Genomic DNA, 23843 nt, shown 5'->3' on the forward strand with positions numbered 1-23843 from the left:
CTATAATAGAAGATATATGGCATGGGATTTTATTCAAAGTTTCTGATACAGTTAAAAATGTACGAACACGAGCTTCAAAGTTCCATCCTTTAAAGATTTCCTTCCCTTTACAAAGTTCGTTACTTTTTAACTCCCAATCTTCAGGTTCTTTTGTTTTAAAGATACTTCTTTTGAGAGCGGAAATTTCTTCATAATTTTTTGAGTAATTTTTTTCATAGATAGCAATACTAGCTAGAACAAAATAATTTGTTCCACTATCTTTTGCGTTAGTGCCACTTTCATCAATATAAAATAGAAACATATTACTGTTGAGAAAATACCAAAATATCTACTATCTCAACTTGATGACAGTAGAAGATTCTAGGAAGTTAATCAAAATATTCTACAGTATTTTGTCATGTTGTCAATAAACTCAGTAAAATTAATTATACTCAACATGGTTGAAATATGGACTTTTGGCAAATTACGAAAAACCTGGATTTGTAGGGGTTTAGCAGTGCTAAACCCCTACCTATAGAATCAAATAATTAAGCCGTGTTGAGTATAAATAGCTTTTGTTACTTGAAATCTTTAGTACCTTTTCTTACTTCTTTACTACCAATTAAACTCCAATAAACCCCTGTATCCGCTAAAATCAGACTATAATTCATAACTGACTTATTCTGTAACTAAGACCATGCACAATTCCGCTGAATTCCGAGACGCTTATGATGTGATTGTCGTCGGTGCAGGTCACGCCGGTTGCGAAGCAGCACTTGCTACTGCCCGCCTCGGTTGTCGAACACTGCTATTGACCCTAAATTTAGATAAAATCGCTTGGCAACCCTGTAACCCCGCAGTGGGTGGTCCTGCTAAGTCCCAATTAACCCATGAAATAGATGCTTTGGGTGGGGAAATTGGCAAAATGGCAGACCGGACATACCTACAAAAACGCATCCTCAACTCTTCACGGGGTCCAGCGGTGTGGGCATTACGGGCGCAAACTGATAAGCGGGAATATGCAGCGATAATGAAGGGAATTGTCGAAAATCAGGAAAATTTGACAATTCGGGAAGGCATGGTAACGGATTTAATCTTAAATGATAGTAATGAAGTTATTGGTTTAGAAACCTATTTTGGCGTATCTTTTCACTGCAAAGCCGTCATTCTCACCACTGGGACATTTTTGGGCGGTAAAATTTGGGTGGGGAATAAATCCATGGCCGCAGGACGCGCGGGAGAGTTTGCCGCAGAAGGGTTAACACAAACTCTCAATCGTTTGGGATTTGAAACCGGCAGACTCAAAACCGGGACACCAGCACGGGTTGATAAGCGTTCCGTTGATTACAGTCAAATGGAAATTCAACCGGGAGACGAAGCTGTGCGGTGGTTCAGTTTTGACCCCCAATTGTGGGTAGAACGGGAACAAATGCCTTGTCACATGACCCGGACAACCAAAGAAACTCATCAGTTAATTAGGGAAAATTTGCACTTGTCGCCGGTGTATGGTGGTTGGGTGGAAGCAAAAGGACCCCGCTATTGTCCGAGTATTGAAGACAAGATTGTCCGCTTTGCCGATAAGGAAAGTCACCAAATCTTTATTGAACCGGAAGGAAGAGATATTCCTGAATTGTATATTCAAGGTTTTTCCACTGGTTTACCCGAAACTTTGCAAATTTTGATGTTGCGGAGTTTGACTGGTTTGGAAAATTGTGTGATGTTGCGTCCGGCTTATGCTGTAGAGTATGATTATTTGCCCGCAACTCAGTGTTTTCCCACCTTGATGACCAAGAAAATCCCAGGGTTATTTTGTGCCGGACAGGTAAATGGGACGACTGGTTATGAAGAAGCTGCTGCCCAAGGAATAGTGGCGGGAATCAATGCAGCGCGGTTTGTTAAAGGTGAGGAAATGATTATTTTCCCCCGTGAACAAAGTTATATTGGCACGTTAATTGATGACCTGTGTACGAAGGATTTACGCGAACCTTATCGGATGCTCACCAGTCGGTCAGAGTATCGGTTATTACTGCGTTCTGACAATGCTGATATCCGCATGACACCGTTAGGACGGGAAATAGGTTTAATTGATGACCGACGTTGGGATTTGTATAGTCAAAAACAAGAACAAATTACAGGGGAGAAAAAACGCCTTCATGTTACTAGAATAAAAGAGAATGAGGCAGTGGGACAGGCGATCGCTCACGATACCCAAGAAGCAATTAGAGGTTCTATTACCCTGGCGGATTTACTGCGTCGTTCAGGTATTCATTATCTTGATTTAGAACGCCACGGACTGCATAACCCCGCCCTCAAACAAGCCGAAAAAGAAGGAGCAGAAATTGACATCAAATACGCTGGTTATTTAGCCAGACAGCAAAACCAAATTGACCAAGTTGCCCGTCAAGCAAATCGCCAACTATCTAGTGATTTGGACTACTCAACCATTGAGACTTTATCTAAAGAATCCAGAGAAAAACTCAACAAAGTTAAACCCCTCACCATTGGACAAGCAGCAAGAATTGGCGGAGTTAACCCAGCCGATATCAACGCTCTTTTGATATATTTAGAACTAGCTAAAAACAAGACGGTAATAGGTAATAGGTAATGGGTAATGGGTAATGGGTAATAGGGAGGAGAACTATTCTAGTATGGAAAATTTTCTTCTTCCTTATTCCTTCTCTTAGAGGGTGTTTGAAAAGTCATGATTGCTGTATCAAATGTTTTACCCCTCCCTAACCCTCCCCTTGTGAAGGGGAGGGAACTGGATTTTTATTGTTTCCCCCCTTGTAAAGGTGATCCGTGAACGTTTACTTCTCAGGCTTAATCGAGCAGTATTGCCTCTTAGACAACTGACAACTGACAATTAACACATGACAACCGAAAAAGCTTATGTTACCCAAATCCAGCACTGATTTATTTGTTTCAGAAGCGTCCGATAGCACCAGTATGTCTTTAGCCATAGATTTCGTCAATAACGAGCCTTGGACAATAGAAACCTATGCTGAAAGCTTAATGGACGAACTTTTTCATGATATTGACAACATTCTTGATGGTCGAAGCAAGCGAAATCATCATAGAGGCAGAAACGAATCTGTCCCCGTACAAACCATGACATTTCAAATGCCAGATGTGGTTTTGCCATCAAAACTTAATCGTCCATTACAATCTACTGCACCGATTAAAAACGTCCAAACCACTACCCTAGTAGTTAATCATCCATCTATCAGAGCAATCGCAACTACTGAACAACAACCCAATGGTTTAGGTAAACTGATATTTATGGGATTAAGCCTAACTGTGGGGACTTTGGGAATGGTCTACTTAACCGAGTCTGGTTTATTAAATACAATAAATGCCCAATTAACTTCCCAAAATTTACCAAATCATCAGACACCATTACCTGCATCTGTAACTACAGATCCTCAGTTAGACTTAGTAGATTATATGTTGGAAGCCTTAACTGTGATAGAACAGCAAGGGACAACCAATGGTAAAACAATTGCTAAACCAGGATTTCCCACTGTTAATCTGAATCAAACCACTGCCTTAGCTTTACCAAATACCCAACCAACAGAAACGCTACCACTACCTATAGCAGCGAGTAATATGCCACTTGCTAATAATCGCTTAACTACTCCTAATGTGGTTGAGCGCATATATATTCCAGTTTATCAGTCTCCCGCACCCAAATATCAAATACCAACTGTTCCCGCAGTCCCAGCACCACCTACCTTACCTTCATCTTTAACAGTTAAGAATTCTCCCAATATTAATACTATACAACCAGCAATTAAGCCGATATCCAAAACAACACAGGTTAATCTCAAACCAGCAGCCGTTAATCCTCAATCACTAAAAGTCGCACCACCGCAACTACCAACAGTTGTTCCCCCTGCACCTATAAAAGAAACTAAGGATATACCACAACAGGTTGTAGCACCTAGCTATATTGCCCAATTAGAGGGACTATTGGAGTTGGGTAATAAATCTGTGGCTTTGTTTAAGGTAGATGGTATTAGTCGCCGAATTAATATAGGTGAAAATATCGGTACTACAGGTTGGACACTAGTAGAAGTCAGTAACGGAGAAGCTATTGTTCGCCGTAACGGTGAAGTTCGCTCTATCTACACAGGACAGAAACTTTAATACAACTGCATGAGTCAAACAAAAATTCAATATCTTCTGAAAAGCCTGTGTAATTAGCTTCTTTAGTTTTTAGTACCGTAGTACGGCACTAACTTTCACGCTTATTTTTTATACTTCCGTTTGAGAAGCTTACTGATATTAAGATAGTTGGCATTTAATCAGCAACGCCAGATAGTTATTTGATAATAGGGCAATATAAAGATGTTCACAGAGAAAAGCTGGAAGAATTTTAAGGTATTTGCAGGGGCATTTTGTGTTGTCGCGCTGACACCGTTTTTTGGAATTAATTCTTCTGTCCACGCAGCAGATACGGTTGTGATTCGTTATGGACCCATAGAGGAATCTGTATCCTTGGAGGAGTTAAAAAAATCTACGGAAACTGGCAAATTACCAGATAGTTTGGGAACTTATACCAAAAGAATGACTGAAGAACAACGTCGTTTTTTGGTAGAGGGACTAAAAATCCGAATTCCCATAAATGTTGCTACTTTAGGTAGATTAATCAATACCCAAATTGGGACTACAATCCTCAGCGATGTCTCTACAGCTATTACCCGTCGAGATCAATCGGGATTACAAGCTATGAAAGGGGGATTGGTTTTAGCTGCTAATTCTCCACAGGGTTTATCTATACTAAGTTTTATTGCTGCCTATCCCAGTAAACGCCTAGAAATTAATTTACCCCAGGCTTTAACTGTGGCGGGGAGTTTAAATGGTGCATTTGTCCGCACTCAGCGGTTTATGTTTGGTCTTTCTCCCCAAGTTAACCCCAAAGATATCAAAGTTGCCTCTTCTCTAGATCCTACTCAAGCAGGAAGCGCACAGGTACAGACACTCAAGTTAAGTTTCAATGACCAAAAGCGTCAACGACAAATTCCCCTGGATGTTTATTTCTCTACTGCTGCTAGTGTAAATAAACCTGTAATTGTCTTGTCTCATGGTTGGGGTTCGGTGCGGACTGACTTGCGTTATTTAGCCGAACATTTGGCTTCTCATGGTTATGTTGTTGGTGCTTTGGAACATCCTGGTAGTAATGAAACTACTTTTAAGGCAGTCAGTAAAGGTAGAAAACAACTTGTTGAACCCCAAGAATTTTTAGACCGTCCCAAAGATGTTAGTTTTATTGTTGATGAATTGGAAAAAGTTAACCAAACTGCTAATAGTCCTTTACGGGGAAAATTAGCAACTAACAATGTGATGGTTGTAGGTTATTCCTTTGGTGGGGGAACGGCTTTAGCATTAGCTGGGGGCGAATTACAAATCGAAACCCTCAAACAACGCTGTCAGCAAAACTTAGCTAATGCTAACTTGGGTGAAACTCTTCAATGTGTGGCTCAAGCATTACCAGAAAAAACCTATCAATTGCGAGATGCGAGAATTAAACAGGCGATCGCTCTTAATCCTACCACCTCTTTAATGTTTGGGGAAACTGGGTTAACAAAAGTACAAATTCCCACATTAATCCTCTCTAGTTCCGCAGATAAAATTACCCCTCCGTTAACTGAACAAGTTATGGGTTTTGCGAAAATTCCTGCCCCAAAGTGGTTGGTGGGTGTGGTTGGTGCTTCTCATTTGAGCATCATAGATCCTAGTCTGACCCCATATCAAATGGGGAAATCAAATACACCTATCTTGAACAAAGAAGTAGTTGGAGAACAATCTAAAGATGTGCGGAAGTTTCTCAAAGGTATTACCCTAGCAATGGCAGCACAGTTAACTCCTGAAGCTAGTCAATATGCTCCTTTTCTGACCGCCGACTACGCTCAAATTTCCTCAACTCGTCTATTTCCCTTTCGCACAGTGCGAGAACTTTCTCCTGAGATGATACAAGAAGCACAAAGTCCAGGTATGACAGCCAATAAATAAATAAGTAAGTAGGTTGGCGTTGAAAATTGTCGTTATAGAAAGGGAAGAGGCAAGAGTAAAGAAGTTTTCAGCGATTTTACGTTTCTTTATACAGTTTGGTTTTATTGTGTTCACCTACTTAGTGAGACAGAATTAATTACACAATGTCATTGCGTAAGCGTTACGTGGCGTTAGCCATATGGAGCGAAGTGAAATGAAGCAATCGCCAGGGTTGTGATTGCTTCCCTTCCCTCGCAATGACTGTAAATATTTTTGTCCAATTACTTATTAGGTTGAAGGACGAGCAAATAAATAAAAAGGCTTGGAGGGTAAACCAAGCCCAACTTCACTCAGGGTAAAATATATAATCCATCCTATAGATTCTTTATATTTTCAGAATCCTTCTCAAGAGAGAATATTCAATCCAAGACTAATTTAAGCTTGAAATATGATGAGTTTCTTCACTAGTACAAAAGGCGTAAATAAACCAACCATTCTAAATCCTCCAAAAGCCTATAAGTAGTGAGACAAAATTAATTACACAATGTCATTGCGTTAGCGCAGCGTGGCGTTAGCCATATGGAACGAAGTGAAATGAAGCAATCACAACCCTGGCGATTGCTTCCCTTCCCTCGCAATGACTGTAAATATTTTTGTCCAATTACTTACTAGCAACTTGAGTTAATAATTACAAACCACGGGAGTTATCTTGAACGGCAGGTGTCTTTGTCGGTTGCTGAACAGAGAGATTGCGGTTGCTTGTTAACACATCTTCTAATTTGATCTGGACACGAGCTTCTGTCTCACGAACGGAACCCGCACTAGAACCTTCACGACTGATTTGCATGATTTGGGCAAGAACTTGGTCTGCCTTCTTGGCATTTTCTGGTTTCAGCGTAAACAGAGTATTGCGTCCATTGCAACCAGTGTCATTTGCTGAAACTACGCAAATGACAGTTTTATTGTTAACTCGACCGGTCATCAACACAACATCCTTGAGGCTACCACCACTTTCAGCTACAGCTTGATTTAATTTCGGTGTCACGATTTGGCAACGACCTTGGGGAGTAAATTTCTCACCAAAATACTTTGAAGCTGCTGAAGTCCAGATAATGACAGGGATTGGCTGACCACCGGGTCGCTGACCAACTGTAGCCACGCTACCATCACCCTGGGGGACGCAGGTAAATTTAGTCCCAGTGTTGGCTACCTCCGATGGGTCTACGTCTGGCATCGCACTACTGTTACTATTATCAATTGTATTATCCACCGGTGGTAAGGCTTGAACCGGATCTCCCAAACCAACAATGCTAGATATGGCTAAAGTGGCAACTACAATCGCTGTTTTTAATTGATATTTCATAAGACTCCCTAAATGTTAAAAAGAAGAAGAAATGAGACTTTTCCAGTTCCTGACTGAAGTAAATGTCTAGTTTTCTCTAGACTTTATTAGCAGGATGTTGATAATTACAAACCACCGGGGTTATTTTGAGTAGGAGGGTTTCTTCTGGTTTGCCGGAGTGGGTGATTGGCATTCATGGTTAGCAAATCCTTCAATTTCACCTGGACACGACCTTTTGTTTCCCGAATTACGCCGGCACTAGAACCCTCACGACTGATTTGCACGATTTGGGCAAGAATTTGGTCTGCCTTCTTGGCATTCTTGGGGTTGAAGGTAAACAGAGTATTATTGCCATCACAACCAGTGTCATTAATAGAAACTACGCAAATGACGGTTTTACTTCCGACTTGACCGTTCATCAACACAACATCTTTGAGACTACCACCACTTTCATCTACAGCCTGATTAAATCTTTCTGTCACGATTTGGCAACGGCTTTGAGGACTAACTTTCTTGCCAAAATACTTGGAACTATCTGAAGTCCAGATAATCACAGGGATTGGTTCTCCACCAGGTCGCTGACCAACGGTGGCTACGTTACCATTTCCGTCAGGTACACAGGTGAATTGAGTTCCTGTATAGGATTCCTCCGACGGATCTACATCTGAATTAACACTATTATCTACTTTTGGGAAAGCTTGAACTGTAGACCCCATGGCAAAAATGCTGGAGAGGGCTAAAGTTGCCGCTATCATCGCTGTTTTCAATTGATGTTTCATAAGACTTCTTAAATGTTAAAAATGGGAGGAGATAAGTAGTGAGACAGAATTAATTACACAATGTTATTGCGTTAGCGCAGCATGGTGTTAGCCATATGAAACGAAGTGAAATGAAGCGATTGCAAGGGTTGTGATTGCTTCCCTTCGCTCGCAATGACTGTGTCCAATTACTTAGGCTGTTCTGGATCTGATTTACGCACGAACCACAGAGGCACAGAGGTCACGGAGAAATTAGGGTTTGAGAGATATTTTGTTTGTGTATACTGAAAACGGTTCATGGTTTAACCAATATTAGACCCCTCTGGTAAACCTCTCCCTAACCCGCTTACCGGATGTCTCTATAAACCCCCTTTTCTCCGAGATGTAGATTTAGGGGAATCTGCTAAAGCTTTGAGGTTACCAGTAGCCTGATTATATTGATAACGTTTAGCTGTTAAGTCAGGATGGGGCGTAATGCAGTATCGTCTGCTACTCATGATGATGGTGACGATTTCGCTACCAGGGTTACAGGCTATAGGTGTTAGTTCCCATTTTTTTAGCAGTGCTATGTTAGGATCATCGGCTGATAAATCAGCGTTTTGGGAAGAATCTGGTGTTTCTGGCGTTGCGACATCAAACATGGTGTTGTTTTTCGTAGCATTGTTGAAGTTATAACGACCATTATTAGCAATAACATTGCCACCTGGGTTATTACTAGTCCCCAAATCAGGTAAAGCATCATGAATGAGAACAACACCATCCCGAGTGTTGTTCTGAATTGTATTTTTACGCACTGAAGGTTTAGCGGATTCGGAAATCACTATACCATCTTTGTTTTCAATGATTTGATTTTCTGTTAGTAAGGGCGCGGAAGTATTACCAATGGCTAAACCAAAGCCGTTATTCTGAAATAAATTATTACGAACTTCTCCCTGGCTTGATTTGGTTAGGGAAATCCCGTTGGCGCTATTTTGTACAAATCTGTTATTTTCAATTTTAGGATTTCCTGTACCTGTAACAAAAACTCCGTCTCTAGCATTGTTAATAAAGGTACTGTTTTTGATCGTTGGATTAGTTGATTCTATCCATACACCTGTACCCCTTTGATTGGTGTTGGTGACGGTTACACCTTCGATTGTGGTATCTTGATTTGTCAGGATAGTAATATTCTGTTTAGCAAAAATGCGACTGATATAATCACCACCACCGGAAATAACTACTCTCTCACCCCTGCTGGATTCATCACCCCGTAATGTTACGCCTGGTTTGAGTAATATGGGGAATGATTCGTTGCTATAATTACCAGGAGCTAATTGAATAACTGTACCCGGTTTGGCTTGACTGAGGGCAGAAGTAATGGTTTTATAGGGGTTTGCTGATGTTCCAGCTTCGGCAGCATTTAAACCGTTAACAGGGTCAACATAAATTACTTGGGCAACGGGAGGCAATTCGGCTTGTAGTGGGAATGTGACAATTAGGGAACTAGATATGGCTAATGTCGTCACGAACCAAGAGGTTTTTGATTTGAACCGATTACTCATAAATAACTCCTTGATTTGATGAGTATATGCTTACCTATTACAAATTAAACCATAAATACTAGGATAATCTCAAAGTTATACATATATATTACTTATATACACCTGATCTGGATTAGTTGCTAAAATCCCCGTCATTCCGTTGATAATCCCAAAATCCCCGGTTTGAGCAACTCAGGAAATGCTTATGAAACGAAAAAAAAATCTAGCAGGTTGGGACAGTCTACCACTTCTTCTAACATACCTCTAAGATAAGTAGTGAGACAGAATTAATTACACAATGTCATTGTGTTAGCGCAGCGTGGCGTTAGCCATATGGAATGAAGTGGAATGAAGCAATTGCAAGGGTTGTGATTGCTTCCCTTCGCTCGCAATGACTGTAAATATTTTTGTCTAATTACTTACAAGGTTGGGTTGAGCGACAGCCATTGGTGTTAACTTAACGTAAAACCTCTATCCCGCAAAGAACTCAAGTCATCTTATTCCCAGTCTCTGACTGGGAATGAATTCTAGAAGGCTCTGCCTTCAATAATATTAGAGGCAGAGCCTCATTAACTGCATTCCTAGTCAGAGACTAGGAACGAGATGTGGTAGGGATTTGAGCTTAAGTTGACACCTATGGGTTGAGCGATAGCCATTGGTGTCAACTTAACGTAAAACCTCTATCCCGCAAAGAACTCAAGTCATCTTCCAGTCTCTGACTGGGAATGAATTCTAGAAGGCTCTGCCTTTAATAATATTAGAGGCAGAGCCTCATTAACTGCATTCCTAGTCAGAGACTAGGAACGAGATGTGGTAGGGATTTGAGCTTAAGTTGACACCTATGAGCGACGGCTATTTGATCGCAGTTCTCAATTGTTTGAGTATGCCACCAATACCGACGAAACCTGTATTTCGAGAGAGATTCTTGAGAGCTTTTGGTTCACTGTTGAGGATAATCCCGTTGTAGGCAACAATAGCATCATTCAGCTTATTGATATTTACACTTAGCCCAGCACCGCCTTGAGCAATGACATAAACAGGTTTGAGAGCTTTGGTTCCTGCTACTAGCTGTCCTGATGTTACTTGGGCTAGGGGCTGATTTGGTAAGGAAGCGTTAGTTGAACCAAACAAACCTGTGAGAGATGAGACTAGTGCTGTCGCTAATTGTGGGGAAATACCCGCAGCGGTGAGGCTGTTTGTCAGAGCTACCGCAGCCTGTTGTGACCCAGCACCGCCTGTGACTAGTGAAGCAACGGATTCTGTACCACCATCCCCGCCTGTTGTACCACCTGTTGTACCACCTGTTGTACCGCCTGTTGTACCATCCCCGCCTGTTGTACCGCCCGTTGTACCACCTGTTGTACCATCCCCGCCTGTTGTACCGCCTGTTGTACCACTTGTTGTACCATCCCCGCCTGTTGTACCGCCTGTTGTACCACCTGTTGTACCACCTGTTGTACCGCCTGTTGTACCGCCTGTTGGACTAAGAGCCTGAACAATAGCAGCAGCCAACTGATTCACGGTAACCTGAACTTGCGGAGAAAGAGAGATCACAATAGTGTTTGCTGTTGCACCGGTTGTTACAGTTATACCAGGTGAAGTTGGTTCTACGGTTGTTGGTGAAACGGCAATTGTAGATGATGCCGTAGTTGTGTCACCTCCTCCTGTAGTTGTGCCACCAGTGGTACTAACCGCCGACAGAGTACCTGCTGTGGAAACACCAGTTGTAATGGTGGGGGAAACACCAGCTATGATAGGAATGGTGATAGAAATTCCTGTTGCTGTTGTTGCTGTTACTGCCGGTGTTGTTGTTCCTCCTATCGTTGTTGTTGTTGGTGTTGTTGTCGTTGTTGTTGGTACGGCAAACCCACTAGTTTGTGAAGCACCAGTAGCAGCGCCAGCATCAACACCGGCTGAACCTTTACTGGGACTGAAACTCTGGGCTTGGCTTGGTAACTGCCAAGCAAATAACAGCAGGGGACTCAAGCTGAGGGCAAAAATGAGATTTCTGGTTTTCAACATGATGATTATCTAAAATATGGAACTGTTTGACAATTGATGCTATAGTCACTGATTCCCTGGATATTTTTTGGCTCTAATATCCCTTGAAATTTTTATATACAAGGGTTTCAGGTTTATCGCCACGCTACTCTATCAGCAAGCCCTATTTAGGCAAGAAATTGAAACCATAACCTATACTTAGCGCAAATGTTGTGCCGCCTACACTGTTGTCTGTGAGATCCGCACCTTGGAGTGTAATTGTTAAGGGTAACGTAGGTACAGGCACGAAAGAAGCACCAAGGTTTAAGCCAACTCCACTCCAGCCGAAGCCCACACCGATTTGGGGATGAACTTGCACACCTGCTCCGGCAAATACACCAGTACTGGCGTTACCTTGCCTAAAGTCACCACCTCCAACACCGAGGGAGAATGAGACGGGCATTTTATTCACAGCATCATTAGGCTTTAAAAGAGAGTAAGTTGTTACCACACCATAGACGCTGGAAGGTCTGGTCTCTTCCTCACTGGCATTAGTCTCATACTGGGCAAAGGCTTTCCAGCCAGCAGCTACACCAACTTGATTGGTTCCTTTAGCGTAGACAATGCGGTGAGCTTTTAAGTCAAAGGTGCCATTAGAGCCAAAGTTTTTGACACTACCGTTGTTGAAGGATAATTCTAGACCAACTAGTTTCTGGGAATTCCCTAAACCAAAACCAATGCTGGTACTTGCGTCTATGTCGTTTATAGAGTTACCTCTATTACCAGCGGTTGCTGCTGATGCTCCCACAAACGCATCACCCATGTTAGCTCCGAAGGCACTGGGTGCAGCAAAACTGAGTCCAGGTGGATAGGTTGGCTTAGGTGCTACTATCTTGACTTTGATCAGGGGTTCAACTAGTAGCTCTTGGCGGATTTTATTAATATCATCCGGATTGCTGTCCGCTGTTTGTGCAATTAGTTGTTGTTGCTCAGAAATAGATTCAACCTTTGGTTCTAATTGTGCGGCTGTGACTACTTTATCTGTGATTAATTCACTGGGCTGATTTTCAGTTACTATGTCATCTGCCGCAGATGCGGAATTAACTGAAATGATGGTAGTAATCAGCAAACTTGGTAGGGTTAGCAATAAACCCAAGTAGTAAAACCGTTTGTAGTGATTAATTAGTATAAGAGAATGCTTTTTTATCTTCAAAATATCACTCCTCACAAGATGTTATGCAGTGGTAACAATCTATGCCCCTGTATACAGCTATACAAGATAGTTTTTGAATTTGACTGAATTAAGTAGGTGGATGTGAAATATACTGCGAACGGTTCATAGTTTAACCAAATACGAAACCCCTCTCCGTACCTCTCCCTAGCCTTCTCCTAAGAGGAGAGGGAAAAGGAATAATATTTAATACTGGAGAGGTTTTGAACTGGTTCTTTGTATGATAAAAAAGTCCAGCTTCTAGCCGTTTTGAGTATAACCAAAATGTGTAACGATATGTAAATTCACCTCGATGGGTTATTATCGTTGAGTTTTAGTCATTTCAAAAAACGAAATATATTTTGATTTTCCTCCGCCCAGGTACTTAATATTCAGACAAAATACTAACTATTTTGTATATATATCTACAAAGGACTCGACCACACTTTTTATTCTACAGGAGATGTAACTTTAAATGCAAGCTTTACACAAGTAAATATTTTCTTTAAATTAACTACGAGTCTTTCAATATATATAAGTTAATATTAGGCTGTAGCAAGATACTACAGCGTGGGATTTGACAAAATAGCAGTTCTGGATTGTTTTTTCAGGAAATACTCTCAATAGTTCTTACAATTTAACTTGTGCTAAATGACTACGGGGGTTGTAAGTGCGGATAGCCCGAATTTTTTCATAACATTCTCGTTCTTGCGGGGTGAGGTCTTTGGGGGGAGCGATCGCTACTTTGACAAATTGATCACCACGTCCACCTTTAGCTATAGGCCAACCTTTACCACGTAAGCGCAGAGATTGACCAGAACGAACTCCCGCAGGTAGCTTAACACTGACATGACCATCGGGTGTGGGTACATCTATCGCTGCACCTAATGTGGCTTCATCAGGGGTAATTAAGACTTCGCAAACCAGATTGTCCCCTTCTATTTGGAAAAAAGTATGGGGTTGTAATTCTACCTTTAAGTATAAATCTCCCCGTTGTTGACTCATGGGGTTAATTTGGCCTTTTCCTTTCAACCGTAGACGAGTCCCAGTTTTAGCACCACCAGGAATACGCACATCAATAGTTTCGTTTCCTAAACTAAAGCGTTTTTGAACACCGGAAAATGCTTCTGCAAAAGTTAAAATAATTACAGCTTCTGTATCTTGTGTGCCGCCAATACCGCTATCTGGAAAACCAAAATCGTTAAAACCGCTACCTGGTTTACCGGGAGGAGTCCGATAAGAGTAACTTTGTCGTCCGCTGCGAGGACCTGCACCACCAAATAATTCGTTTAAGAAGTCATTAAAACTGCCGTATTGACCAAAATCAACTCCGCCCATATCCCCAGGACCACCACCGGGAAAACCTTGACCGGCTTGTTTCCAATATTGACCAAATTGATCGTATTTTTTGCGTTTATCTGGGTCTGATAATACTTCGTAGGCTTCATTAACTTCTTTAAATTTGGCTTCAGCCTGTTTGTTATTGGGGTTAACATCAGGATGAAATTTACGGGCTAGTTTGCGAAAAGCTTGTTTAATTTCTTCTGAAGTGGCGGTTTTACTAATTCCTAACATTGCATAATAGTCTTTAAAGTCGGTTGCAGCCATCTACTAGCCTCCTGTATAAGTTTACGTGGCGTTGCTGATTAAGGGTATGAATTTTAGTCTCACGCAAAGGTAAGATTTTTAAAGGTTCAATTTGGAAATTTCATACCTCGATTCAGCAACGCCGTTTACGTGATGTTTTTCTAACTTTTATTTGGTCTCATCTCAGATAAAAAGACCCTGACATTAGACTAACAAATCATTCCTATGATCAAGTGTGGTTCTTGCTGAATGCGCGATCGCAATTCCCGTACTTCTGCTATACCTGAGTTCGACATAAGATAATTTGTGGAAAACTGCCCCAAGTATGAGTCTCAAACCCTGATGATCTCGTTGAAAAAATCATAACTCCGTTCGCGTAGCGTCTCCGAAGGAGAAACTCCTAACACCAAACTCAGGTCTGCTATGATTAAAAGAATATAAGCTCATCTATTCCTTCTTCTACACTGGGGGGAGCATCCTGGAGTTGACGGTGCATTCGGAGAATTATATCTTGGGGAACTTGGCGAATCCGTCTTTGATTTCGGGACAAACATAACCAAACTGGAGTTTTTACCCAGACCCCCATGATATAACTAAAGCCACAATCACGGGCGAGAGTAATTACTTCCCGACGACTTTTCCTTTGGGCGTTGGTAGCATCGAAAATCACTTCTTGATCTGCGGTTATGGCTTGCTGTAATTGCTGTTCCAGTTCGCGCCAAATTAGCAGCCAGGGTCCTTGAATTGCTTCTGAGCCAAAAAGCTGCCCCCGGATAGCATCTGTGGAAATTAGCTGCATCTGAGGGCATTCTGTCAATAATTGTTTTGCTAAGGTTGATTTACCACTACCAGGAAGACCAATTAGCAAAATTAATTTAGTCATAGGGAATAGGGAACAGGGAACAGGGAACAGGGGACAGGGGACAAGAAAGATAAATCATCCAATTACCAATTACCAATTACCAATTACCAATTACCAATTACCAATTACCAATTACCAATCACTACTAACTAAATGATTGTACCATCAGGAATTAAAGCACCCTTGAGAACAACAACAATGCCGCTACGGATATAGAAGCCTTGCTTTTCTCGTTCGGCTTCTTGGATGTTGTCTTTATTGATAATTTTCACATTGTGACCAATGCGGGCATTTTTATCAATAATGGCACGGCGAATAATGGTGTCTGTACCAATACCGACGGGAACATCATCTTGTTCTAAACTGCATTGTCTTTCTACAGATGGTTGGTAATAGTCAGCACCCATGATCAGGGTTTCTTCGATTACCGATCCTGATTCTATCCGCGATCGCACTCCCAAAACTGAATGTTGAATCCGACAATCTTTCAAAATACAACCATCGCCAATCATGGATTCTGTAATTTGGCAATTCAACAGTTTAGAGGGGGGTAAGTAACGAGCGCGAGTATAAATTGGTGCTGCTTCATCATAGAAACTAAAAGGAGGTAGGGGTTGCTTAGTCAGGGCTAAATTAGCCTCATAAAAAGATTCAATTGTCCCAATGTCTTCCCAATAGTCGTCAAATAAGAAAGCTTGGACATTGTGATCCTTCGCTGCATCAGGAATAATTTCCTTACCGAAATCAGTCCGTTCTAAAGATTCTTTTAGCAACTTAATCAAAACATCTTTTTTAAAGACATAAATCCCCATTGAGGCGATATATGGCTGTAATGCAGCTTGTTCCTTTGTCAACCCCAAGATGGTGGTATCAACACGCATTTGTGCTAAAGCTTCACCTTTGGGTTTTTCGCTAAAGTCAATTACCCTACCTGAATCATTAATTTTCATCAAGCCAAAGTCTGAGGCGCGACGATCATCCATAGGAATTACAGAAAGTGTAATATCAGCATTGGTATCTCTGTGACGCTGGATAAATTGTCGGTAATCCATGCGGTAAAGGTGATCACCGGAAAGAATCAGAAATTCTTCTACATCCCACTCTTGTAACATCCAGATGTACTGACGCACAGCATCAGCCGTACCTTGGAACCAGTTGGGGTTTTCTGGGGTTTGTTGTGCTGCTAACACTTCCACAAACCCATCGCTAAACCCACTGAAGTTGTAAGCACGGGCGATGTGACGATTCAGAGAGGCTGAGTTAAATTGAGTCAGGACGTAGATTTTGAATATTTCGGAATTGATGCAGTTGCTAACAGGTATATCTATTAGACGATATTTCCCTGCTACTGGTACTGCTGGTTTGGCGCGGAGTTTAGTTAACGGATAAAGCCGGGTACCTGCACCCCCACCCAGAATAATTGCTAAAACTTTTTTCACAAAATTTCTCCCAACTGCCTTTCACTCTCATCTACAGTTTAGGACTGTATGTAACAACTAATAAAGGGGGATCAAAGAATCTTAGGGATGAATTTTTTCTTTACCCAGAAATGGCGATCGCGCGATCGCGTCCAGACTCTTTAGCTTGACAAAGAGCATCATCAGCACGTTTTAGTATCACTGTGTCGGTTTTATCATCAGCTTGATAGACAGTTACGCCAATACTGATAGTAATTTTCATGGGTTGAAAGGTAGTATCTATCTCTAAATTACGAATTTGTTCACATAGATGTTCAGCTATTTCCATCGCTTTTTGTAAGGTTGTCGCTGGTAAAATGATCATAAATTCCTCACCTCCCCAACGCCCTACTGTATCTTCATTGCGTAACCACTTAACTAACAGTTGAGATATTTCTTTTAATACTTGATCACCAATGAGATATCCATAGGAATCATTAACAAATTTCAAGTGATCAATATCAACTACTAAAAGTGAAAAAGGTTCTTTGTAAGATTGAGTTCGTTGAAATTCTTTTTTCAAAATTGCTAAAATGTTGCGTCTATTGGCAATTCCAGTTAAGAGATCAGTATTTACTATTTTTTTCAATTTCTGACTTAATATTTTCTGTTTGTTTAAAGCAATTCTTAATTTATTCTCAATTTGATTGCGTTCACTTACATCTCTCATAGAAACAATTGAGACTTTTTGATCTAACCATTCAGTTTTCCCAACGGTAATTTCTGCCCGTCCGAGAATTCCCCGAGAACGAATAATATCAAGTTCTGCAACTTTTCCTACTACAATTGGTAGTCCCAATTCACGATTAATTAAATCGGATAATGGTCTATCAAACATTTGCGCCGCAGCCGGATTAGCAAATTTTACAACTCCTGCTTCATCAACAATTAAAATTCCATCTTTGATATGAGTAACGATGGTATTGAGTTTATTTTCACTTTGTTGTAACTGTCTAGTTTGGCGTTTTAGTTGAATATGTGTCTGCACACGGGCTAATAATTCTGTAGATCGAAAAGGCTTGGTTACATAGTCAGCCGCGCCCTTTTCAAAGGCTTCTAATAAATGTTCTTCTTCGTGACTAGCAGTCAGAAATAGAATTGGTATATGATGATAATCTGGATTTTTCTTAATTTGTTCGCAAACTTCCAAGCCACTCATTTCTGGCATCAATAAATCTAATAAAATTAAATCTGGTTGAATTGCTTGAAGACGTTGGAGAGCTTCTTTTCCACTTAAAGCATAGGTAATAGAATAACCTTGTGTTTCTAGGGTTCTTCCTAAAACTTGAATATTTTGAATCAGGTCATCAACAATTAATATTGTACAATCTTGGGGATTAAAAGCAATTTTTTCCATTATTTATATAACAGGGAATAGGGAACAGGGAACAGGGAACAGGGAACAGAAAATCCAAAAGAGGTTTTGGGAAATTTTCGGTTTGAAAAAGTGAATTAGGTGCAAGGAATTAGCATGGAAACCATTAAAAACCTATCACTTTTCAGATTCGAGGCTATTCTTATCTCCTGATAATTCTTCCTTCTGACTCCTGACTCCTGCTGTATATTTGTAGAGTTTATAATAATGTTCTATGGTAGCAATTTTTGTAACTTTTTGCTAATTTGTGGGAAATTAGCAGCGGTGTCAGCCAAATGAGCCAAATCAAAGGTATCAATTTGGGTTTTTAGCGTATTAGCGTATTCTATCAAATCAGGACATTTATACTGTTCTCCCCAATTTTGTAATCGCAGCGCAAAAGCTCGTAGTTGGTCAATTAGGAGGGTTTGATGTAAGGTTTTCCAGACAGATGCTTCTTCCTGTTGTAACAATTCTATCAGTTCTGGTAAATTTTCTAAGGCTTGGGGCGACATTGGGGAAATGATGGTTTGTGTCTGGGAAGTAGATTTTAACTCTACTGATAACTGGGAGGGAAATAAACGTTGTAACTCACTAAAAAGATCCTGACGACTAACTGGTTTGCGGAGAAATCCTTGGGCTAAGGGTTGTAATTCTTCAAAGTCTTGCTCTTGAATGGAAGCTGTGACGATAATTACACAAATATCCGCTGTTGAGGGATTTTGCTTCAGGGTTTGCAAAACGGTGATTCCATCCATTTGCGGCATGACCAAATCTAGTAATATCAGGTCAGGATGATGCTTAATGGCTAATTTAAGAGCGATCGCCCCATTGTCTGCCATGATAATTTGGTGAGCAGTAGCATTAAAATAGGCGAAGAGCAAATCTCGGTTAGATTGTACGTCATCAACAATGAGAATTTTCAGAGCCAGAAATTGACTTAAATCATGATTTTGTGGGGTTAATGAGGGTGAAATTGCTGTGGTTTGAGTGACTGTAATTTCGGGAAATATTAAGGTGAAGGTGCTACCCTGTTCCAACTCACTTGTTACCTCAACTGTACCACCCATCATTTGCGTTAGACGGCGGCTAATAGTTAATCCTAGCCCGGTTCCGCCGTACTTGCGATTACTTTGTCCTTGACTTTGACGAAAAGCATCAAAAATCAAAATTTGATCACGGGGAGAAATCCCAATTCCTGTGTCAGCAACAGAAATTTCTAAATGGGCGTTATTCTGAATATTAGGGTTAATGCGGCTATGGACACGGATGGTAATCCCACCTTTTTCGGTAAATTTAATTGCATTACCGACGACATTCACGAGAATCTGCCGCAACCGGACTTCATCAATATATATTTCGACGGGAATGGATTCATCAACGTGGAGATTTAAAAATAATCCTTTTTCCTGCGCTCTTTGTAAGAACATTTGTTGAATGTCTTGCAGAAGTGAGGGAAGATTCACAGATTCATAGTTGAGTTTGAGTTTCCCAGCTTCAACTTTGGACAAATCTAGGATATCATTAATTAAGGTAAGCAAAGTCCGACCATTGGTTTGAATGGCTTGGAGATAACTTTGGGCTAAGTCGTCACTGACAAGAGTTTGTAATAGTTCGGAGAATCCTAAAATAGCATTCATGGGCGTGCGAATTTCATGGCTCATGTTGGCGAGAAATTCACTCTTGGTGCGACTGGCGGCTTGAGCTTTTTCGGTGGCTGCTTCTAGGGCTAAGTTTTGTTGAGCAAGTTCTATTTGTCGCTGTTCAGCCTGTTGTAGAAGTTTAGCATGAGCGATCGCAATTCCCACTTGAGCAGCTACAGCTTCTAAAAGGGCAACATCTTCAGTAATCCAATGGCGTTGATGATTACATTGGTGTAAACAAATCAGTCCGTTGGCTTTTCCTTGATAGGATGTACGAATTGCCAATACTGATTTTAGTCCAATTTGTTGAGAAATTTCTCTACTTGATGATACCAATGGATCTGCAAATACATCATCTATAATGATTGCTGTGTCTTGTTGGAGGAGTTGATGAATTTGGGGATTACCAGCAATAGGTCCTAATATTCCTTGAATAGAAGGGATATCACCACTCAAGTATTCGGCGACGACTGGGAGATGCTCTGTTGGCTCAATTTCGTAAGTATGCAGGAAACAACGATCTACGCCAAAGGCTTCCCCAATGCGGTTGGCGGAGGTTTCAAAGATTTTTTGGGGTTCGAGACTTTGACGAATTTCGTCGGTGATTTGTTTTAATAGTCGTTCTCGCTGCACCTGTTGTTCGAGAATCTTTTCGGCGGCTTTGCGATCGCTAATATCAACTAAATAGCCTACACACTCTAACGGCTCATTTTCTTGATCTCTAATTAACCGCAACTGAGCAAAGAACCACCGATAGTCACCATCAGCGCAGCGTAACCGATATTCTAAGGAATAGGTATTATCAAACTCTAACCTATTTAATCCTGCTAACACCCGATTTCTATCTTCAGGATGGATGTAATCATACCAAAATCCAGTTTCATCTAAAAATACTTCGGGAGAATAGCCAAGAATCAACTGCACGTTATCACTAATAAAGGTAGCTCGATAATCTCTATTGGGTTGACAACTAAATAAAATAGTTTGGCTAGAGTTCATTAAAGCCCGTAATCTTTCTTCACTTTGGAGCAAAGCCATTTGTGCTTGTTTGAGTTCGGTAACTTCCACAACTACCGAACTGACAGCCTTACCGCCGTCAAGTTGATTAACAGGATAATAACTACCAATCCAATGTCTTTGGATATTTGGTTGTGAAGGTGTAAACCCAGAAATCTCTATATTGCGAATTGGTTTTCCTGTTGTTAATACCTGATCTAAAATCGGTTCAACCCGATTGGCTAAATCTGGTAATACTTCTCGGAGTTTTTTACCAATATGTGCATTGGCTGGTAAACCATTAATTTCCGCCATTGCTTCGTTAACTCGCACAAAGCGGAATTCTTCGTCATGAAGTACCAACCCCACAGGATTTGTATTATAAAGTTTTTCTAATTCCTCCGTGCGACGTTGTAGAGCTTCCTGAACTTGCTTAATTTCATTAATATTTACAAAAGTAATGACCACACCATCGGCTTGTCCATCATCTCTGAGATATGGATATAACCGCATCAACAAATGATTTTCTGTATTATTAATTCTTACTTCTTGTTCAATGGGGCGTTCTGTTTCCACTACCCGCTGTAATAGTTCCAGCAGATTGGGACAATTCATATTATGGGTAATATGCTGAACCGGACGTTCGACATCAGTTTCTAACAGGTTAATAGCAGTTGTAGCTGCGGGAGTAAATTTACGAATTCGCAATTCTCTATCTAGGAAAATTACGCCAATTTCACTACTTCGCAGCAAATTATCCACGTCGTTGGATAATTCTAATAATTGACGAATTTTTGTTTGATATTCTGTATTAACTGTATATAGTTCTTCGTTAACGGAATGTAGTTCTTCATTGGTACTTTGCAACTCTTCATTAGAAGCCAAGAGTTCTTCATTAGTGGCTTGTTGTTCTTCGTTAGTAGTTTCTAATTCTTCAATTGTGGCTTGGAGATTTTCTCTGGTTTGCTGTAATTCGTATTCTAAATCAAGAATGCGTTGGGTTGCTTCCGCGTCTTGCTGAAAAGCTTCAGGACGATTGGGTGGAGAAGGACGTTCTTCATTCTCAATAATTAACATGAAGAAGTCCGTCATGCGGGTATCTCCCGTATGATAGGTAACTTCTAAATTGACACTACGAATATTATTGCCCTGATTTAAGTGAATATTACCGTAAAGAACGGTTTTTCGTTCTCGTTTGGCACGATGTAGGGCAGTATTAATAGGTAATTTTAGGGTAGTTGGGACTAAATCGGCGATCGCTCTGGTCATTTGTCCTTCTGGGACTTGCATAATCTGTACCATATCAGTAACGACGTGAAACAGTTCCAAATCATCATTAACTAACAAACAGGTACATTGTCGGCGGCGGACAAAAGCACTAAAAGCCGCACCCAAAGCTGGATCAAATTGCACCGTCCCCCGTCTGGTTTGACTAGGACGAGCAACGACGGGAGTTATATATTCTAAATTTTGATTCAGAATCGGTAAACGCACATTTCGCCGCTTTTGATAAATTTTAAATTTCTCATACAGGGGACTAAATTCTTCAATTAATTCCCCTGGTGTTTCCGCTGCACCCAACAACAAAATACCCTTGTGCATTAAGGAAAAATGCAGCATTCTCATCACGTGCTGTTGCAAAACTGGCTGCATATATATCAGGACATTACGGCAGCTAATCAGGTGCATTCGCGTGAATCCGGCATTTTTCGCCAAGTTGTGGGGAGCAAAAATAATCATTTCCCGCAACGCCCGCGACACATGAAAATTCCGGTTACGGAAGGTAAAATATTTTTCTAAGCGTTTACGAGAAACATCAATACTAATACTTTCAGGATAAATCCCTTCGGCGGCTTTACTTAAGGCGGCTGCATCTATATCTGTGGCGAAAATTTTCACACTCAGTTGTTTACCTAAGCGGTTGATGACTTCATCCATCAAAATCGCCATAGAATAGGCTTCTTCTCCGGTAGCGCAAGCTGTCACCCATACCCGCAACTGTTGACCATTTTCCAAAGGGCTAATTAATTCGGGTAAGACTTCTTTATCTAAGTATTCCCAGGCTTGAGAATCCCGGAAAAACCTTGTCACCCCAATCATTAAATCATCACGCAGCAGCGCCCGTTCTTCACTGGATGTAGTTAGATATTGTACATATTCATCTAAGAGATTATGCCCACTCAGGGAACAACGGCGGTAAATGCGGCGGCTGAGGGTGCTGGGTTTATAATAGGAAAAATCGAGCTTTTCATATTGATTAAGAATTTGAATAATGGCGCGGAGTTTTTCTGATTCTAGTTCTGGAAGTAATGATTCCCCTGGACTTGCTCCTTGGCGCTGCATTTGGATGATTTCATAAATCGTCCTTGCCATTTCTGCTGGTGGTAGCACTTGATCTACAATACCTGTAGCGATCGCACTTTGGGGCATCCCATCAAATTCTGCTGTTCCTGGTGACTGGACAAAGGTTAACCCACCGGACTCGCTAATGCTTTGTATCCCCCTTGTGCCATCACTTCCCGTGCCTGAGAGAATCACAGCCATTGCTTGCTCACCATGATCTCTTGACAGAGAATCGAGAAAAATATCAATGGGGAAATTCGGTTGTTGTCGCGGCGGTTCGCTTTGCTGAATTAACTCTAATATCCCATCATTAACAACTAAATTATTCTGAGGCGTAATTAAATATACTGTATTCGGTTCAATCTGCATTCCGCTTTGTACCCGCTTCACTGTCATGCGAGTGCGCCGTTCTAGCAGTTCTTTCATTAAACTTTTAAAGTCTGGAGACAAGTGTTGGACTACAACGAAGGCAGCACCACTGTCTGCGGGCATATTATCGAAGAATTCTTCTAATGCTCGTAGTCCTCCCGCAGAAGCTCCAATGCCAACTACAAAGCAATGGGTCTTAGTCTCTTCAGACACTACTTATAAACTCCTAATTTTATTTGCTAACTATTGTATAGCAGCAAAAGATAAATTACCCAATTTTGTGGGACGGGCATCCTGCCTGTCCTTGATGATTAGCAGGCAAGATGCCCGCACCACAAGAAATTTTTGGGTATCTTTTTAATTGGAAGTCTCTAAGGGAACACCAAAAGATAAATTACCCAATTTTGTGGGACGGGCATCCTGCCTGTCCTACCCCCCTACCTCCCCTACCC

General features: G+C 41.1%; 14 protein-coding genes. 3 read left to right on the top strand and 11 right to left on the bottom strand.

The annotated features are described in order from the left end of the window. Positions 1 to 301 (bottom strand): DUF3800 domain-containing protein (locus tag IQ228_RS03645; protein WP_193962182.1); only part of this gene is annotated, 301 nt, incomplete at its 3' end. Positions 302 to 676: 375 nt separating this feature from the next. On the opposite strand from IQ228_RS03645, the gene mnmG reads away from it, so the two are divergent. From mnmG to IQ228_RS03660, 3 genes are all read left to right on the top strand, one after another. Beyond that, on the top strand, positions 677 to 2584 hold the full coding sequence (mnmG, locus tag IQ228_RS03650) for a tRNA uridine-5-carboxymethylaminomethyl(34) synthesis enzyme MnmG (protein ID WP_193962183.1): 1908 nt from the start codon (positions 677 to 679) through the stop codon (positions 2582 to 2584). 284 nt (positions 2585 to 2868) lie between these two features. After that, complete coding sequence (locus IQ228_RS03655) at positions 2869 to 4125, top strand: hypothetical protein (protein ID WP_193962184.1); 1257 nt, start codon at positions 2869 to 2871, stop codon at positions 4123 to 4125. A 201-nt stretch (positions 4126 to 4326) separates the two neighbouring features. Then, the gene (locus IQ228_RS03660) at positions 4327 to 5991 is read left to right on the top strand and encodes an alpha/beta hydrolase (protein WP_193962185.1); all 1665 of its coding nucleotides are present in this window, start codon (positions 4327 to 4329) and stop codon (positions 5989 to 5991) included. Between the two features lie 667 nt (positions 5992 to 6658). On the opposite strand, the gene IQ228_RS03665 is transcribed toward IQ228_RS03660, so the two are convergent. The 10 genes from IQ228_RS03665 to IQ228_RS03710 all read right to left on the bottom strand — a co-directional run bounded on the left by IQ228_RS03665 (position 6659) and on the right by IQ228_RS03710 (position 23604). Then, positions 6659 to 7333 carry a COP23 domain-containing protein gene (locus tag IQ228_RS03665; RefSeq protein WP_035081273.1) on the bottom strand — a complete coding sequence of 225 codons (675 nt, stop codon included), beginning with the start codon at positions 7331 to 7333 and terminating at the stop codon, positions 6659 to 6661. 104 nt (positions 7334 to 7437) lie between these two features. Next, the gene (locus IQ228_RS03670; protein WP_193962186.1) at positions 7438 to 8091 is read right to left on the bottom strand and encodes a COP23 domain-containing protein; all 654 of its coding nucleotides are present in this window, start codon (positions 8089 to 8091) and stop codon (positions 7438 to 7440) included. Positions 8092 to 8429: 338 nt separating this feature from the next. After that, positions 8430 to 9611, bottom strand: a complete 1182-nt coding sequence (locus IQ228_RS03675) for a DUF1565 domain-containing protein (RefSeq protein ID WP_193962187.1) — start codon at positions 9609 to 9611, stop codon at positions 8430 to 8432. Positions 9612 to 10442: 831 nt separating this feature from the next. Then, positions 10443 to 11612, bottom strand: a complete 1170-nt coding sequence (locus IQ228_RS03680; protein ID WP_193962188.1) for a hypothetical protein — start codon at positions 11610 to 11612, stop codon at positions 10443 to 10445. A 142-nt stretch (positions 11613 to 11754) separates the two neighbouring features. Beyond that, positions 11755 to 12783, bottom strand: coding sequence for a hypothetical protein (locus IQ228_RS03685; protein ID WP_193962189.1), 1029 nt, complete (start codon positions 12781 to 12783; stop codon positions 11755 to 11757). A gap of 627 nt (positions 12784 to 13410) precedes the next feature. After that, on the bottom strand, positions 13411 to 14388 hold the full coding sequence (locus IQ228_RS03690; protein WP_027401038.1) for a DnaJ C-terminal domain-containing protein: 978 nt from the start codon (positions 14386 to 14388) through the stop codon (positions 13411 to 13413). Positions 14389 to 14794: 406 nt separating this feature from the next. Continuing rightward, positions 14795 to 15250 carry an AAA family ATPase gene (locus IQ228_RS03695; protein ID WP_027401037.1) on the bottom strand — a complete coding sequence of 152 codons (456 nt, stop codon included), beginning with the start codon at positions 15248 to 15250 and terminating at the stop codon, positions 14795 to 14797. Positions 15251 to 15378: 128 nt separating this feature from the next. After that, positions 15379 to 16668 (bottom strand): glucose-1-phosphate adenylyltransferase, encoded by a 1290-nt coding sequence (locus IQ228_RS03700; protein WP_039201600.1) that lies wholly within the window; start codon positions 16666 to 16668, stop codon positions 15379 to 15381. Between the two features lie 100 nt (positions 16669 to 16768). Next, entirely contained in the window at positions 16769 to 18043 is a 1275-nt protein-coding gene (locus IQ228_RS03705) for a diguanylate cyclase (RefSeq protein WP_193962190.1), read from the bottom strand. 230 nt (positions 18044 to 18273) lie between these two features. Continuing rightward, positions 18274 to 23604 (bottom strand): chemotaxis protein CheB, encoded by a 5331-nt coding sequence (locus IQ228_RS03710; RefSeq protein WP_193962191.1) that lies wholly within the window; start codon positions 23602 to 23604, stop codon positions 18274 to 18276. Positions 23605 to 23843: the final 239 nt, after the last annotated feature.

This window comes from Dolichospermum sp. LEGE 00246 (assembly GCF_015207865.1).
Classification (GTDB): domain Bacteria; phylum Cyanobacteriota; class Cyanobacteriia; order Cyanobacteriales; family Nostocaceae; genus Dolichospermum; species Dolichospermum heterosporum.